The 15,724-nt window shown below is 72.9% G+C and carries 17 protein-coding genes; 7 read left to right on the plus strand and 10 right to left on the minus strand.

Annotation, left to right across the window (positions count from 1 at the left end):
- The 4 genes from ACVMLK_RS00005 to ACVMLK_RS00020 form a co-directional block, all read left to right on the plus strand.
- Positions 1–1,193 (plus strand): hypothetical protein (locus ACVMLK_RS00005; protein ID WP_457485268.1); only part of this gene is annotated, 1,193 nt, incomplete at its 5' end.
- The gene (locus ACVMLK_RS00010) at positions 1,171–1,596 is read left to right on the plus strand and encodes a hypothetical protein (protein ID WP_457485269.1); all 426 of its coding nucleotides are present in this window, start codon (positions 1,171–1,173) and stop codon (positions 1,594–1,596) included. The genes ACVMLK_RS00005 and ACVMLK_RS00010, both read left to right, overlap by 23 nt.
- Complete coding sequence (gltX, locus tag ACVMLK_RS00015; protein WP_198367858.1) at positions 1,593–2,933, plus strand: glutamate--tRNA ligase; 1,341 nt, start codon at positions 1,593–1,595, stop codon at positions 2,931–2,933. Before ACVMLK_RS00010 ends, gltX begins: the two co-directional genes overlap by 4 nt.
- Positions 2,930–3,775, plus strand: coding sequence for an SDR family oxidoreductase (locus tag ACVMLK_RS00020; RefSeq protein WP_198367857.1), 846 nt, complete (start codon positions 2,930–2,932; stop codon positions 3,773–3,775). Before gltX ends, ACVMLK_RS00020 begins: the two co-directional genes overlap by 4 nt.
- 13 nt (positions 3,776–3,788) lie before the next feature.
- Here the strand turns inward: ACVMLK_RS00020 and ACVMLK_RS00025 are convergent, their stop codons facing one another.
- The 7 genes from ACVMLK_RS00025 to ACVMLK_RS00055 form a co-directional block, all read right to left on the minus strand.
- Positions 3,789–4,250 (minus strand): molybdenum cofactor biosynthesis protein MoaE, encoded by a 462-nt coding sequence (locus ACVMLK_RS00025; protein ID WP_422923706.1) that lies wholly within the window; start codon positions 4,248–4,250, stop codon positions 3,789–3,791.
- Between the two features lie 3 nt (positions 4,251–4,253).
- Positions 4,254–4,505: a molybdopterin converting factor subunit 1 gene (moaD, locus tag ACVMLK_RS00030; RefSeq protein WP_198367935.1), complete on the minus strand. Its 252-nt coding sequence runs from the start codon at positions 4,503–4,505 to the stop codon at positions 4,254–4,256.
- 2 nt (positions 4,506–4,507) lie between these two features.
- Positions 4,508–5,119: a hypothetical protein gene (locus tag ACVMLK_RS00035; protein WP_198367855.1), complete on the minus strand. Its 612-nt coding sequence runs from the start codon at positions 5,117–5,119 to the stop codon at positions 4,508–4,510.
- Positions 5,120–5,177: 58 nt separating this feature from the next.
- Entirely contained in the window at positions 5,178–5,813 is a 636-nt protein-coding gene (pgsA, locus tag ACVMLK_RS00040; RefSeq protein WP_198367854.1) for a CDP-diacylglycerol--glycerol-3-phosphate 3-phosphatidyltransferase, read from the minus strand.
- A 1-nt stretch (position 5,814) separates the two neighbouring features.
- Positions 5,815–7,881, minus strand: a complete 2,067-nt coding sequence (gene uvrC / locus ACVMLK_RS00045) for an excinuclease ABC subunit UvrC (protein ID WP_370592076.1) — start codon at positions 7,879–7,881, stop codon at positions 5,815–5,817.
- Between the two features lie 489 nt (positions 7,882–8,370).
- A complete protein-coding gene (locus ACVMLK_RS00050; RefSeq protein WP_232477401.1) occupies positions 8,371–8,760 on the minus strand; it encodes a dihydroneopterin aldolase in 390 nt (129 codons plus the stop codon).
- Entirely contained in the window at positions 8,757–9,530 is a 774-nt protein-coding gene (locus ACVMLK_RS00055) for an SDR family oxidoreductase (RefSeq protein WP_457485270.1), read from the minus strand. Before ACVMLK_RS00055 ends, ACVMLK_RS00050 begins: the two co-directional genes overlap by 4 nt.
- 86 nt (positions 9,531–9,616) lie before the next feature.
- On the opposite strand from ACVMLK_RS00055, the gene ACVMLK_RS00060 reads away from it, so the two are divergent.
- The 3 genes from ACVMLK_RS00060 (at position 9,617) to ACVMLK_RS00070 (ending at position 13,124) form a co-directional block, all read left to right on the plus strand.
- Positions 9,617–10,168, plus strand: a complete 552-nt coding sequence (locus tag ACVMLK_RS00060) for a putative glycolipid-binding domain-containing protein (protein WP_457485271.1) — start codon at positions 9,617–9,619, stop codon at positions 10,166–10,168.
- Positions 10,169–10,237: 69 nt separating this feature from the next.
- A complete protein-coding gene (locus tag ACVMLK_RS00065; protein ID WP_255528794.1) occupies positions 10,238–10,453 on the plus strand; it encodes a DUF1289 domain-containing protein in 216 nt (71 codons plus the stop codon).
- A 64-nt stretch (positions 10,454–10,517) separates the two neighbouring features.
- The gene (locus ACVMLK_RS00070) at positions 10,518–13,124 is read left to right on the plus strand and encodes a PAS domain S-box protein (protein WP_422923714.1); all 2,607 of its coding nucleotides are present in this window, start codon (positions 10,518–10,520) and stop codon (positions 13,122–13,124) included.
- Here ACVMLK_RS00070 and ACVMLK_RS00075 read toward each other — a convergent pair.
- From ACVMLK_RS00075 to ACVMLK_RS00085, 3 genes are all read right to left on the minus strand, one after another.
- Entirely contained in the window at positions 13,066–13,857 is a 792-nt protein-coding gene (locus tag ACVMLK_RS00075) for an ABC transporter ATP-binding protein (RefSeq protein ID WP_198367848.1), read from the minus strand. The two genes, ACVMLK_RS00070 and ACVMLK_RS00075, sit on opposite strands and share 59 nt — an antisense overlap.
- The gene (locus ACVMLK_RS00080; RefSeq protein WP_232477398.1) at positions 13,857–14,630 is read right to left on the minus strand and encodes an ABC transporter permease; all 774 of its coding nucleotides are present in this window, start codon (positions 14,628–14,630) and stop codon (positions 13,857–13,859) included. Before ACVMLK_RS00080 ends, ACVMLK_RS00075 begins: the two co-directional genes overlap by 1 nt.
- A gap of 67 nt (positions 14,631–14,697) precedes the next feature.
- Positions 14,698–15,648, minus strand: coding sequence for an ABC transporter substrate-binding protein (locus ACVMLK_RS00085; RefSeq protein WP_198367846.1), 951 nt, complete (start codon positions 15,646–15,648; stop codon positions 14,698–14,700).
- Positions 15,649–15,724 lie beyond the last annotated feature (76 nt).

A 15,724-nucleotide genomic window follows, 5' to 3' on the forward strand; every position in this document is an offset into this window, starting at 1 on the left:
GCTGCGAGGCCTGCCTGCGGCGCCTCGCAGCGCTCACCGCCGGCGGCGGGCCGGGCCTGCTGCTGGGCGCGCTCTGGCCAGAGAGGGGGCCGGACGGCGAGGCGGCGCGGGAGGGCGCGGTGCTGATCGATGGCGGCCGCATCCTGGCCCGGCGCGCCACCCACGCGCCGCCCGGCGCAACGCCGGATCCGCCCGTGCCAGCGCCAGGGCTGGCACCCGGTCCGGCGCCGGGGCCGATGGCCTTTCGCGGCCTTCGCCTCGGCGTCCTGACCGGCGCCGATGCCGAGGACCCTGCCGTGGCCGAGACCTTGGCGGAGACCGGCGCCGAACTCCTGCTCCACCTGCGGGCGCGGCCCTTCGACGGCGCGCCACCGGACGGCGCCATCGATCGTGCCGTGGCGCGGGTGGTGGAGACTGGCCTGCCCTGGCTGTCGCTCGGCCTGCTGGGCTCGGCCGAGGGGCTGGTCTTTCCCGGCGGCGCCTTCGCGCTGAACGCCGATCGGCGTCTGGCGGCGCGCCTGCCGGACTTCACGCCGGAGGCCCTGCCGGTCACGCTGGAGACGGAAGCCGGCGGCTGGCGGGCCGGGATGGCGCCGCTGCCGCCGGAGGAGACGGCGATGGACCGGCTCTGGCGGGCGCTGTGCTGCGGCCTGCGGGCGGAGATCCTGGCCGGCGGCCATGACGGCATCACCGTGGCGACGGAGGGCGAGGCCGCCCCGCTGCTGGCCGCCCTGGCGGCGGCCTGCGCTCCGGGCCGGCCAGGGCCGCGCCACCCTGGGCCGCGCTGGCCGCTGCGGCTCCACGGCCTCGACAAGACCGCCATGGCCCTGGAGCTCCGGGCTGTGGGCGGATCAGGGGCGGGGGCGGGGGAGGGCTTCGCGCCCCTGCGGGATCTGTGGCGCGGCGAATGGGCGGCGCTGGCCCGGGCGCGCGGCCTGCCGGCACCGCCCGCCGATGCGGCCCTGGAGGCGGTCCTCGAGGCCCTGCTGCGGGGCGAGAAGGGTGTGGACGCCATCGCCGCCGGGGGATACGACCCCGCCGGGGTGCGGTCGCTGTGGCGGCGGATGCTGGCGGCCGAGGCCGCGCGGCGCCGGGCGCCGCCGGGGCTGCGGCTGAGCGGGCGGGCCTTCGGCCATGACCGGCGGTATCCGCCGGCGCTGCCCGGCCCCGATGAACCGGATGAATGGGCGTGACGGCATGAGCGGCGATTTCGACACCACACTCTTCGCGCCGCAGGGCGGGTTCAGCGTGCATATCCGCGACCTCTCCGGGGCCAATGGCGCCGAGCCGCTGGAGACGGTGCGCGGCTTCCCGAGCCTGGCCCAGGCCAATGCCTTCGCCCGGCGCTATGTGCGCGACAGCATCGAGCGCTGCCGCGCCCCTGACCTGACGCCGGAGGAGGTGCTGGCCGCGTGGTTCGCCTTCGGCGAGGATGCCGAGGTGGTCGGGGCCGGGGACAGCCAGGGCTGGCAGAGCGGCGGCGAGATCCGCGGCTTCGCCGCCGAGCCCTGCCGCGACGCGGAGGAGCGCAACTGGCGCGTGCTCGACCCCCGCCGCCAGGAGGATGAGGACGGCGAGGCGGGAGAGGAGGCGTGAGGCTCCGATTCGCTCCGAGCCCCACGGGCTATCTCCACGTCGGCAATGCCCGCGTCGCGGTGGCCAACTGGCTGCTGGCGCGGCGGCATGGCGGCCGCTTCATCCTGCGCCTTGATGACACCGACATCGGGCGCAGCAAGCCGGAATACGCCACGGCCATCGAGGAGGACCTGCGCTGGCTCGGCCTCGACTGGGACGAGAGCTTCCGCCAGACCGACCGGCTGGAGCGGTACGCGGCGGCGGCCGAGCGGCTGAAGGCGAGCGGCCACCTCTACCCCTGCCTCGAGAGCGAGGAGGAGCTGCGCTTCAAGCGCGAGCAGCGCCAGCGCCAGGGCCGGCCCCCGGTCTACGACCGCGCCGCCCTGAAGATGACGCCGGAGCAGCTGCAGCGCGCCCTCGACAACGGCAAGCAGCCCTACTGGCGCTTCCGGCTGTCGCTCCGCACGGTGGAATGGCAGGACGGGGTGCTGGGCCGGCGGCAGGTCAAGCTGCCCGCCATCTCCGACCCGGTGCTGATCCGCGCCGACGGCTCCTTCCTCTACACCTTCACCTCGGTGGTCGACGATCTGGAGACCGGCATCACAGATATCCTGCGCGGCGAGGACCATGTCACCAACACCGGCGTGCAGATCGATATCCTGGAGGCGCTGGGCGGCCGGGCGCAGGGCAGGCCGGGCGCCCTCCGCTTCGCCCATCTGCCGCTGCTGACCGATGCCGAGGGCGGCCAGCTCTCGAAGCGGCTCGGCTCCATGGGCCTGCGCCAGTTGCGGCGGGACGGCATCGAGCCCGCCGCGCTGGTGGGCTATCTGGCGAGCCTCGGCTCCTCACGCGATCCGGTCGCCGCCGCGCCGGCGGAACTGGCGGGCGACTTCGATCTGAGCCGCTTCTCGCGCAGCGCCGCCCGCTTCGATCCCGCCCAGCTCCTGGCGCTGAACCGCCGCCACCTGCACGGGCTGGACTTCGCCGCGGTGCGCGACCGCCTGCCCGAGGGCGCCGACGAGGCCTTCTGGCTGGCGGTGCGCGGCAATCTCGACCTGCTGGCCGAGGCGCGCGACTGGTGGGCCGTGGCGCGCGAGCCGATCGAGGTGCCGGCGCAGCCGGAGGAGGCGGAGTTCCTGCGCGCCGCCCTGGCCTGCATGCCCCCCGGTCCCTGGGACGAGACGAGCTGGGGCCACTGGACCCGTGCCCTGGGCGCCGCGACGGGCCGCAAGGGCAAGGCACTGTTCCTGCCGCTGCGCCGGGCCCTGACCGGCGAGGAGCACGGGCCGGAGCTGCGGCTCTTCCTGCCGGTGATCGGGCCGGAGCGCGCGGCCGAGCGGCTCCGGGCGGCCGCGTGATCGCCGTCATCGGCGCCTCCGGCCGCTCGGGGGCCGCGCTCTGCAAGGCGCTGGCGGCGCGCGGGCTGGAGTATGTTCCGGTGGTGCGCGATCCGGCGCGCTGGGCGGCGCTGGGCCTGGGCGGGACGCCGCGCGTCGCCCGGCTGGAGGATGCCGGCGCGCTGCGCGCCGCGCTGGCTGGTGTCGGGCGGGTGGCGAGCTGCGCGCATGCGCGCTGGACCCCGGCCATCCTGGCGGCGGCGCCGCCCGCGGCGCAGCTCGTGCTGATGGGCTCCACCCGCCGCTTCTCGCGCTGGCCGGACGCACATGGGGACGGCGTGCGGGCCGGCGAGGCCGCCTTTCTGGCCGGGGCGCATCGCGGCGTGATGCTGCACCCGACGATGATCTACGGCGCCCAGGGCGAGAACAACGTGCAGCGGCTGGCCGCGCTGCTGCGCCGCCTGCCGGTGGCGCCCCTGCCGGGGGGTGGCCGCGCCCTGGTGCAGCCGATCCATCAGGGCGATGTCACCGCCAGCCTGCTCGCCGCCCTGCTGCGCGACTGGCAGGGGCGGCAGGCCCTGGTCGTGGCCGGGCCGGAGCCGCTGGCCTATCGCGACTTCCTGGCCGCGGTGGCGGCGGCCGCCGGGCTGCGCATGCGGCCGGTCCTGCCGGTGCCGGCGGCGCCGCTGCGCCTCCTGGCGCGCCTGAGCGCGCGGCTGCCCGGCCTGCCGGAGATCGGCCCCGACGAGATCCGCCGGCTGACCGAGGACAAGGCCTTCGACATCGGCCCGATGCGGCGGGAGCTTGGCGTCTCGCCGCGGTCCCTGACGGCCGGCCTGTCCGAGACCTTCGGGGCGGCCTGACCGGACTGCTTTTCTAGCCGGGCGCCGCGTCCCGCCAGCGGGCGGCGGCGGCGTCGTCGCCGGCACGGGCCTCGACCCAGCGTTCCCGGCCATCGGCGAATTCCTCGCGCTTCCAGAAGGGGGCGCGGGTCTTCAGCCAGTCGATGAGGAAGGCGCAGGCCTCCAGCGCGGCGGCGCGATGCGCGCTGGCCGCCAGCACCAGCACGATCGGCTCGCCCGGCAGGATGCGCCCGACGCGGTGCACCACCGTGCAGCCGGTCAGTGGCCAGCGTGCCTCGGCCTCGGCGGCGATGGCGGCGAGCGCCCGCTCGGTCATGCCGGGATAGTGCTCCAGCACCAGCGCGGCGATGCCGTCATCGGCGCGGCAGAGGCCGAGGAAGCTCGCGATGCCGCCGACGTCCGCCCGGCCGGCCGAGAGGGCGGCGCTCTCCCGGCCCAGGTCGATCGCCGCCTCCTGCACGCGGATTGTCGGCATGGCTCAGCCGCCCGTCACGGGGGGGAAGAAGGCGACCTCGTCCCCCGCCGCGACCGGCTGCCCCCGCCCGCAGAACTCCTGGTTCACCGCCGCGCGGATCTGATCCGCCTGCGCGAAGGCGGCGGCGTGACCGGGGCTGCGCCCGGCGAGCCAGCGCATGAGCCCCTCCACGTCCCGCACCTCGGCCGGGGGCTCCAGCCGCTCCTCGGCCAGGCCGACCTTCTGCCGCACCCAGGCGAAATACAGGATCTGCATGGTCAGCGCGGCGTCGGAACCTGGGTGATGCTGCCATCGGCGCCGAGCAGGGTGGTGGTGCCGCCCTGCTGAGTCGCGATCCCCGAGCCGCCGCCAGGCAGGTTGTAGGTACGGTAGGCCGGCCCGCCGCCGCTGGTCACGGCCGGGCCGTTCGGCGTCTGGATCACCTGCCCGTCATAACGCGGCACGGGCGCGGCGGCGGGCGGCGGGGGCGGCGCCATCAGCGTCATCGGTGCCTGCTGGTCCACCATGCGGCGGCCCACCGTGGTGCCGGGCTCCAGCAGCGCGGGGGGCGTGGAGGAGCCCCGGCGCGGCGGCGCGGCCCGCGGCACCGTCGCGGAATCGGCCGCGTCGGGCCGGAAGGGGGTGTCGGGCGTCGCCAGCGTGGTGCGCTCCGGCTCGCCCTCCGGCCAGACATTTCCGGCCACCGGCAGCAGCGGGTCCATCGCGACATCGACGCCGAGGATGCGCTGCGCCGTCAGGCTGTCCGAAGGCACCACCACCTGCTCGCCGGTCAGGATCTGGGCGCAGCCGCCCAGGCCGAGCAGCAGGGCCAGTCCGAGGGGGCGCACCCTTCCGGAACTCCCCGCCGCGATGCGTGTCGGCTGGCTCATGACGGCTGCTCCTGGCTCGTTCTCATGCTGACGAAGATGCGGTGGCGGGCGCCCTGGCTCAAGGCCGGGAGAGTTCCTTCGTGCCCGCGACCGGCTGGTCCGGGCGGGTGAGCCGGGCCGTGTCCTGCGCCTCCGCATGGCGCAGCCCGGCGCGCAGGTAGTCCCAGCCGGTCACCAGGGTCAGGATCGCCGCCAGCCAGAGCAGCGCCTCGCCGATGGCGCTCACCGGAAGGAGGCCCAGGCCGATCACCGAGGCACCCGTATCGCCGGCCAGCAGCACGCCCAGGGCGGTCATCTGCACGCCGGTCTTCCACTTGGCCAGGCGCGTCACCGGCAGGCCGACGGCCAGGCCGGCGAGATACTCCCGCAGGCCCGAGACCAGGATCTCGCGCAGCATGATGACGATGGCCGGCAGCAGCCCGAGCAGCGACAGGCGCGACAGGCCGGCCAGCAGCATCAGGGCGGCAGCGACCAGGAGCTTGTCGGCGATCGGGTCCAGCATGCGGCCGAAGGCCGAGATCAGCTGCCGCTCGCGCGCGATCTTGCCGTCGAAATAATCGGTGATGGCGGCGATGGAGAAGACGGCGCAGGCGCCGAGATCCGCCCAGGGCGCCTGGAGCGCGGCCAGCAGCACCAGCAGCGGCACCGCGGCGATGCGGGAGAGTGTCAGCAGGTTGGGCAGGTCGGTCGGCAATTCAGTGTCTTCCCGGTGGGGCCGCGCGGGGCTTTCCCAAACTAGCCGTCATGGCGCCAGGGTGGAAATGCTCATGGATGCGGGCGGCCATGGCCGGGCCGACGCCCGGGCAGTTGCGCAGGTCCTCAAGACCCGCCTGGCGCACGCCGCGGGCCGAGCCGAAATGGTTCAGCAGGCGCCGCTTCAGGGCGGTCCCGATGCCGGGGATCTCGTCCAGCTCGCTGCGGCTGATCGCCTTGGAGCGGCCGGCGCGGTGGGTGGTGATGGCGAAGCGGTGCGCCTCGTCGCGCAGCCTCTGCAGGTAGTAGAGCACCGGATCGCGCGGCGGCAGCTGCAGGGGCGCCGCGCCGGCCCGGTGGAACCATTCCCGCCCGGCGTCCCGGTCCGGCCCCTTGGCCACGGCCACCAGCGGCAGGTCGCCCAGGCCGAGCTCGGCCATCACCTCGCTGGCCGCCGAGAGCTGCCCGGCGCCGCCATCGATCAGCACCAGGTCCGGCCAGCCTTCCCCCGTCCGCTCCGGATCCTCCTTCAGGGCGCGGCCGAATCGGCGCTCGAAGACCTCCCGCATCATGGCGAAGTCGTCGCCGCCGCCACTGGCCATCCGGTCGCCGCCGCCGGCGGCGCGGGTCTCGGCCGCCGCGCCCGGCACCTCGGCCAGGATCGGCGGCGGAATGCGCGGCCGGGCCGTGCCCTGGATGGCGTACTTGCGGTACGCGCTCTTCAGGAAGCCCTCGGGCCCGGCCACCACCATCACGCCATAGGCATGGCTGCCCTGGATATGGCTGTTGTCGTAGATCTCGATGCGGCGGGGCGTCTCCGGCAGGTCGAAGAGGCGGGCCACGCCCTCCAGCAGGGCGGCCTGGGCGGTGCCTTCCGCCAGGCGGCGCTCGAGCGCCTCGCGCGCGTTGGTCGCGGCATGCTCGACCGCGGCGCGCTTCTCGCCCCGCTGCGGCCGGTGCAGCTCGACCTTCCGCCCGGCCTTCAGGCTCAGCGCCTCGGCGATCAGCGCCGCATCGGCCACCTCGTGCGAGAGCAGCACCAGCGGCGGCGGCGGCAGGTCGTCATAGAGCTGGGCGAGGAAGGCCGAGAGCACCTCGGCCCCCTCGGCATCGTCCCGGGCATGGGCGGGGAAGAAGGCGCGGTTGCCGTTGTTGCGGCCGCCCCGGAAGAAGAACACCTGGACGCAGGACTGGCCAGCGATCTGGTGCAGCGCCACCACATCGGCATCGCCGACGCCCTCCAGGTTGATGCTGTTCTGCCCCTGCACATGGGTGAGGCCGCGGATCCGGTCGCGAATCGCCGCGGCGCGCTCGAACTCCAGGGCTTCCGCGGCCTGCTCCATCTCGGCGGCCAGCCGCTTCTGGATCGACGGCGTCTCGCCGGAGAGGAACTTGCGGGCATCGCGCACCAGGCCGGCATAGTCCTCGGCCCCGATGCGCCCGGTGCAGGGCGCGGAGCAGCGCTTGATCTGGTAGAGCAGGCAAGGCCGGTCGCGGCTCTCGAACACCGTGTCGCGGCAGGAGCGCAGGAGGAACACCTTCTCCAGCGCGGTGATGGTCTGGTTCACCGCCCAGGCGCTGGCGAAGGGCCCCCAGTAGCTGGCGCCCTTGCGCTTCTCGCCGCGATGCTTGGCGATCTGCGGAAACGGGTGGTCCTCGGTCAGCACCAGCCAGGGATAGGACTTGTCGTCCCGCAGGACGATATTGAAGCGCGGCCTCAGCCGCTTGATCAGGTTGGCTTCCAGCAGCAGCGCCTCGGCCTCGCTGCCCGTGGTGATGATCTCCATCCGCCGCGTGGCATGCACCATGCGGCGCAGCCGCTCCGGCAGCCGGGCAATCTGCGTATAGGCGGTGACGCGCTTCCTCAGGCTGCGCGCCTTGCCCACATAAAGGGCATCTCCCTTGCCATCGAGCATGCGGTAGACGCCCGGGACGAGCGGCATGGTGGCCAGGGCGGCCTCGATCACCGCCAGCCCCTCCATCACCGGCCCCTCGGCGGACAGGCCGGCGGACGGGGAGGGATCGGGCACGGCCTCGGGCGCGGCGGGCGGGTCGCTCGGCTGCTGCATCGGTGGGGTCAAGCACGCCGCAGGATGCGGCTCAAGGGGTGGGGGCGGCGGGGCAGTTTCCCACAAATCCTGTGGATAACCTTGTGGATGGCTGGTGGGTGACCATAGCTAAATGGCTGTCATCTGCGGGTCACATGACGTTGCCTAAGCTTTGGGCAAAAAGATAAGTCGCTGTTTTTTCTTGGCAAGAGGGAAAATTTATCGTTTAGGCCCGGTCAAGCATATTCTTGCTGTTGACGGCACGAGGAGGGTGGACTGTGGCTTCGGCGCGGTGGACGAAATTTTGTCCGCGCTCACGCCCGAGGCAAAAAACGATCCTTTTCGCGAGCTTCGGCGGTGACGTTGCGGCGGATGGGGAGCGGTTTGTCCACCGCTCCTGGGGAAAAGCCTGTGGACGATGGGGTGCCAAACGAAAACTTCGCTGACCGTCACACCGTTCTTCCCGATTGCCGCGCCGATGGGCAGGTGGCCGGCCGGGCCTTGCGGGGGTCAGCGCCGCAGCCGCTCCACCGTCACGCCCACGCCGCCGACATCGGCGATGATGTCCGGCTTCTCCACCGTCACCCGGACGGCCCGCACCCGCTCCACCTCCAGCACCGCCAGGGCGATCCGCTCGGCCAGGGTTTCCGCCAGCCGGACATGGCCGGAGAGCGCGATGCGGCGCGCGGTATTGGCCACCGCCTCGTAGTCGACCACGCGCTCCAGCCGGTCGGCGCCCTGGCCATGCGGCGCGGCGTCGTCCTCCGCCAGCAGTTCGATGTCGATCAGCACCCGCTGCGGCTCGCGCTCCTCCGGATGGATGCCGAGCCGGGCCGCGACGGCGAGGCGCCGGACGAAGACACGGCGCAGCCCGCGCGCGGCGTCGGGGTGGTAGCTCATTCGGACTGCCCCGCGCCGCGGGCGGGCGACCATTGCAGGTGCTGCCCGCCATCGAGGGCGATCATCTGCCCGGTCATGGCCGGCAGGGCGAGGATGGCGAGCACGGCGCGCGCCACCTCCTCTGGCCCGGTACCACGGCCGAGCGGCGTGCTGGCGCATTGCGCCGCGAACTGCTCCGGGCTCTGGCGCGGGCTGGGCAGGGCCGGGCCGGGGCCGATGCCGTTCACCCGGAGGCGCGGCGCCAGCGCCAGCGCCAGGCTTTGCGTCAGCGCCCAGAGCCCCGCCTTGGACAGGCTGTAGCTGACGAAATGCGGCGTCAGGGACCAGACCCGCTGGTCCAGCAGGTTGATCGCGACCCCCTCGGCCGTGTCGGGGAGGGCGCGGGCCAGGGCCTGGATCAGCACGAAGGGCGCGCGCAGATTGGGCTCCAGGTGGCGGTCCCAGCTCTCCCGCGTGGCGTCGTGCCATTCGTCGCGCTCGAAGACCGAGGCGTTGTTGACCAGCACGCCGACCGGGCCGAGCGCGGCGGCGGCGGCCGGCAGCAGCGCCGCCACCTCCGCCTCGCGCGACAGTTCCGCGGTCAGGACCACGGCGCAGCGGCCCAGCGCCCGCACCGCCTCGGCCACCGCCTCGGCCTCCGGTGCAGGGGCACGGGTCTGCAACGCGACATCGAAGCCGGCGCCGGCGAGCGCCAGGACGATGCCCCGACCGATCCGGCGCGCGCCGCCGGTGACCAGGGCCACCCGCGGGATGCTCTCTGGAATCTGCATGAGGCACAGATGGCGGGGACAGCGGGCGGCGTCCAGCCTATATCCTGCTGTCGTCGCTCCGGACTGGACGGCAGCAGGAGTTCCGCATGCCCGCACCCCTCATCGCCCGCTGGACGGACTGGCACGGCCAGGGTGTGGAGCATCTGGTGCTGCGGCAGAGCTCGGGCCTGCGCCTGGTGCAGTCGGTGGTGATCGGGCCCGGCACGGCGGCCTGGCAATACGCCCTGGTCTGCGACCTCGGCTGGCGGACGTGCTCCGCCCGGCTGCACCGCATCGGGCAGGATCTGGCGGTCGAACTGCGCGCCGACGGGCTGGGCCGCTGGACGGACGGTGTCGGCCGGCCCCTGCCCGAACTGCAGGGCGTGCTCGACCTCGAGATCGGCGTAACACCCTTCACCACCACGCTCGCGCTCCATCGGCTGGGCCTGCGGAGCGGCGAGACGGCGAGCCTGGCCATGGTGCAGCTCGACGCGGACCGCCTGGTCTTCCGCCGCGTGGAACGCCGCCTGGCCTGCCTCGACCGCGGACGTCGCTACCGCCTCGACACGCCGGAGGAGACGGAGTTCGAGGTGGAAGACAATCTGCTGGTGACCGCCTGGCCGGGGCGCTTCCGGCGCCTGGTGCCGCAGCCGGCCTGACCCGCTCGGCCTGCCGGGGTGGCCGCCGGCGAGAATTGCCATCTCCTCCCGCCGCCCCATCTCTGCGTCATGGAACGTCCCTGCATCAAGGTTTGTGATTTCGACGAGCAGAGCGGTTGGTGCCGCGGCTGCGGCATGACCAAGCCGGAGCGCAAGGCGTGGAAGCGGGTTCCCGCCTATCGCGAGGCGATCCTGACCGGCCTCCCGGCCCGGCTGTCGGCCATGGAGATGGCCGGACATGTCGTCGGAGAGGCCGCGAAACGGAGGAAATCGGATAAGGCTTAGAGGGGCGGGGCCGGGCCGGATTCGCTCAGGTCTTTCGAAGCCGTCAGGGAAGAGGGAAGCCAGGGTGTCGCCAGGACAAGATCACCTTTCCTTCCTCCAGGGTGGCGGCGAGATGGGCGGGCGCATCCGCGCGAAGGACTGGACCGCCACGCCGCTGGGCCCGCCCGAGGCCTGGCCGCCGACACTCCGCACCCTGCTGGTCGTGATGCTCGGCACGCCGCAGCCGATGTTCGTGTCCTGGGGGCCGGATCGCATCATCATCTACAATGACGGCTATGCGCCGATGCTCGGCCTGAAGCAGGGCTGGGCGCTCGGGCGGCGGTTCGAGGAGGTCTGGCACGACATCATCGCCGATGTCGGCCCGATCATGGACCGCGCCTATGCGGGGGAGGCCAGCTACGCCGACGATCTGCGGCTGACGATGCACCGCAACGGCTTTCCCGAGGAAGCCTACTTCGTCTTCTCCTACATCCCCATCCGCGACGATTCCGGTCAGGTCGCGGGGATGCTCTGCACCTGCCTCGAAACCACGCGGCGCGTGATGGCGGAGCGCCGCCAGGCCTTTCTCTCGGAGCTGAGCAACCGCCTGCAGCAGGACCAGGATGTCGAGGTCGTCATTTTCGGCCTGGCGGAGAGGATGGGACAGGCCCTCTCGGCCGACAGGATCGGCGCCGCGAGCCTCGACCGTGATGGCTGGATCCGTATCGAGCGCGAATGGAGCGCCCACCGGTCCAGCGGGCTGGGGGAGCACCGCATCGGCACGGGTGGCACCCGCCTGCTGGAGACGCTGCGGGGCCAGGACATGCTGGCGGTCGGGGAGGTGGAGACGGACGCCCTCATGGCCGAGGTCGCTCCGCAACTGCTGCGGAACGGCGTGCGCGCGGCCCTGTTCTTCCTCCTGGCCCCCGAGGGGCGCCCGCCGGCCATCCTCTATGCCGCCAGCGGGCGCGCGCGCCGTTGGGAGGAGGCCGACCTGGCCCTGTTCCGCGAGGTCGGCCGGCGGGTGCGGGGCGTCGAGGAGCGCCGGCAGGCGGCGGCCCGCCTGCGCGAGAGCGAGGAGCGGTTCCGGGAGGTGGCGGACAGCGCGCCGGTGCTGATCTGGGCGATGGACGCCGGCGGCGGCATGACCTTCCTCAACCGCCGCTTCGAGATCACCTTCGGCCTGCCGGTCGCCGAGCTGCGGGAGCAGGACTGGCTGGCGCGGCTCCATCCGGAGGACCGGGAGCGCGTGCGGAAGAGTTTCGGGCGGGCATGGCAGGCGCGCCGGCATTACCGCCAGGAAGTCCGCGTGACGGATGGCGCCGGGCGGGTCCGCTGGTTCGATTGCCAGGCGCTGCCCCGCCACCAGGGCGAGGCCTTTCTCGGCTACCTCGGCACGGCGGCGGACATCACCGAGGCACGCCTCGCCGCGGACGAGCTGGAGCGGCGCATCGCCGATCGCACCGCCGAGCTGCGCCGCGCGGAGGAGGCTCTGCGGCAGTCCCAGAAGATGGAGGCGATCGGTCAGCTCACCGGCGGTATCGCCCATGATTTCAACAATCTGTTGCAGGGTATTCAGGGATCGCTTGAGCTAGCGCAGCGGCAGCTCCGCAGCGACCGCCATGTGGAGCGTTTCCTGGAAGGGGCGATCGCCTCGGCGCGGCGGGCCTCCTCCCTCACGCACCGGCTGCTGGCCTTCGCCCGCCGGCAGCCCATCGATCCCCGGCCGGTCCAGGCCAATGACCTCCTGGCCTCCATGGCGGACATGCTGCGCCGGACCATCGGAGAGGGCATCCGGCTGGAGCTCGACCTGGCGCCGGACCTCTGGCTCACGCGGTGCGACGTGAACCAGCTTGAGAACGCCATCCTCAACCTGGCGATCAACGCGCGGGACGCCATGCCGGACGGGGGCGTGCTGCGCCTGGCGACGCGATGCCGGCCGGGCGGCGGGACGCACGGCGAGAGCATCGTCATCGGTGTCTCCGACACCGGCCGCGGCATGCCGCCCGAGGTGCTGGAGCACGCTTTCGAACCCTTCTTCACCACCAAGGAGCCCGGCCGTGGCACCGGCCTCGGCCTGTCGATGATCTACGGCTTCGCCCGCCAGTCGGGCGGCGCCGCCCACATCGAATCGAGCCCCGGCCAGGGCACCACGGTCCATCTCCTGCTGCCCCGCCATCACGGCGTGCTGCCGCCGGCGGCGGCCGAGGCGGAGGCCGTGCCCGGCGGCAGGGGCGAGGTGGTCGCCGTGGTGGAGGACGAGCCGGTGGTGCGGGCGCTGGTGCTCGAGGTGCTGGCCGATCTGGGCTACGAGGCCCGGGTGGCGGAGGATGGCCCCGGCGGGCTGCGGCTTCTGCGCGAGGCGAGGAGGATCGACCTCCTGATCACCGATATCGGCCTGCCGGGCCTCCAGGGCCGGCGGCTCGCCGCGGAGGCGCGGCGCCAGCGCCCGGGCCTGCCCGTCCTGCTGATGACCGGCTATGCCGAGGTCGCCGCCAGCGCCGACGGCTTCCTCGAGCCGGGCATGGAGATGCTCACCAAGCCCTTCGCCATCGCCGCGCTGGCGCGCCGCGTGCAGGCCATGCTGGCGGGCGGCCGCCCCGATCGGCCGCCACCGGAGGGCCCGCGCCCGCTCAGCCCAGCGCCGCCTTTCGCACCTCCTCCCGGATCTCCCCCATCAGCCGGGCCTTGAGCGCGCCGAATTCCGGTGCCGTCTTCACCGTCCAGTCGCGGGGATAGGGCAGGGGGACCGCCACCTCCGCCTTCACCCGGCCCGGCCGGGCCGACATCACCAGGACGCGGTTGGCGAGGAAGATGGCCTCGTCGATGTCATGCGTCACGAACAGCACGGTCTTGCGGGCCTCGGGCCGGTCGCTGCCCCAGACCTCCAGCAGAAGCTCCTGCATCAACTCGCGCGTCTGGTGATCGAGCGCGCCGAAGGGCTCGTCGAGCAGCAGGATCTCGGGATCGTTGGCCAGCGCCCGCGCCAGGGCGGTGCGCTGCTGCATGCCGCCGGAGAGCTGGCGTGGCCAGTGGTTCTCGAAGCCCCGCAGGCCGGTCCGGGCGATGAAGCGGGCGGCGGTCTCGCGCATCTCGGCCTCGGGCAGCTTCCGCTCGCGCAGGCCGAAGCGGATGTTCTGCTCCACCGTCAACCAGGGGAAGAGCGTGTAGGACTGGAAGACCATGCCGCGGTCGGGCCCTGGCCCGCTGACCCTGCGGCCATTGAGCGTGACGCTGCCCCCCGTCGGCCGGTCGAGCCCGGCCACGATCCGCAGCAGGGTGGACTTGCCGCAGCCCGAGGGCCCCAGGATGGAGACGAACTCGCCGGGCGCGACGTCGAGGTCGGTCGGCTGCAGAGCCAGGGTCGGCGCGTTGCCGCCCTGGCCGGGAAAGGTGCGGGTCAGGCCGCGGACCGAGAGCGCCATCACAGCGCCGCCCAGCGGAACAGGCGCCGGTTCAGCGCCTTGAAGAGGAAGTCGGTGACCAGCCCGATCAGGCCGATGACGACGATGCCGAAGATCATCTGGCCGGTATCGAGCAGGCGTTGGCTGTCCATGATCATGTGGCCGATGCCGCTCTGCGCCCCGATCAGCTCGGCGACGATGACATAGGTCCAGGCCCAGCCGAGCACCAGGCGGAGCGCCTCCATGACCTGCGGGGCGGCGGCGGGGATGATGACCCGGCGCAGGATGCCGCTGCCCTTCGTGCCGAGGGTATAGGCCGCCTCCACCAGGTCGCGCCGCGTGCCGCCGGCGATGACGGCCACCATGATGACGATCTGGAAGACGCTGCCGAGGAAGATGACCGAGAGCTTCTGCGCCTCGCCCACCCCGGCCCAGAGGATGAGGAGCGGGATGAAGGCCGAGGCCGGAAGGTAGCGGGCGAAGGAGATGAAGGGCTCGAAGAAGGCCTCGACCGGCTTGTAGGCGCCCATCAGCAGCCCGAGCGGCACCGCGAGCAGGGCCGCGAGCAGAAAGCCCCCCACCACGCGCCAGACGGTCATGCCGATGTCGCCGGCGAAGTTGTACTCGGTGAACAGCGTCCAGCCGGCGGCCAGCGCCTGCCCGGGCGAGGCCAGGAAGAGCGGCTGCACATAGCCGCCATAGGTGACGAGGCCCCAGAGGCCGAGGAACAGGAGGAAGAAGCCCAGGCCCAGCGCGGCGCGCAGGGGGGCGGAGACGGGTTTGAGCGGTTCCAAGCGGCCTCGCGGAGGATGGGGTCGGGCGGGACGGGGAGGGGGGCCGGCCGGCGGCCCCGCCATGGCCTCAGCCGAGGAAGCGCGTGTCGAGCAGCTTCGCCAGGTCCGGCGACTGGCGCACCACGCCCGCCTCCTTCTGCACCTCCAGCGCCTTGGTCATGAACTTCGGCAACTCGTCGGCGACATAGGCGCGGTTCTTCGCCGCGTCCTGCCATTCGATGAACTGCGCGCTGGCCCTGAAGGCCTCGGCGCTCTGGTTCACGCGCTTGCCCATGATCTCGTGCGATGTCGCGGGTTCGCGCGCGATCATCGCCAGCGCGTCGTACCAGCTCTTGATCACCGCCTTCACCGCCGGCTCGTTCTTCGCCACGAAGTCGGGCGTGAAGGCGAGGGTATCGACGACGCAGGGATAGTCGTTCGTGGTGGCAAGGATGCGGCCCTTGTCCTCGCCCATGCCGCGAACCTGCGAAAGGTAGGGCTCATAGGTCGAACAGGCGTCGAACTGCCCGGCGACGAAGGCCTGCGCGGCCGGCTGCGGCGCCAGCGTCGCGGCCTGCACCTCCTTCACCGACATGCCGTTCTCGCGCAGCATATAGGCGAGCACGAAATAGGGCGTGGTGCCGGGGCCATCGACCGCGACGGTCCTGCCCTTGAGCCCCGCCCAGCCGCCGATGGAGGGCCGCACCGCGATGCCGTCGCCCCCTCTCGACCGGTCGAGCACCAGCACCTGCACCAGCGGCATGGTGCTGCCCCAGAGGATCATGGTGTCGACCGTGGTGACGACGCAGTTCAGCGCGCCGGCGGCCAGGGCCAGGTTGCGCTCGCGCTGCGGCACGAAGCGGGTCTCCACCTCGACGCCATTCGCCCGGAACAGCCCGGCCTGCTCGGCGAGGGTCAGCGGCGCGAAGCCGGTCCAGCCCGACATGCCGATGGTGATCCTGGGCATGGCCTGCGCACGCAGGACAGCGGGAAGGGCGAGCGCGCCGGCGGCGGCGCCCAGGAACAGGCGGCGTTGCATGGATCTTTTCTCCTCAGGGCCTGGCGGCCTCTCCCGGGTGGCAGCCTAGAGCAGATCCCGCCCGGATGGAATCGCC

Source organism: Teichococcus aerofrigidensis (assembly GCF_054073225.1).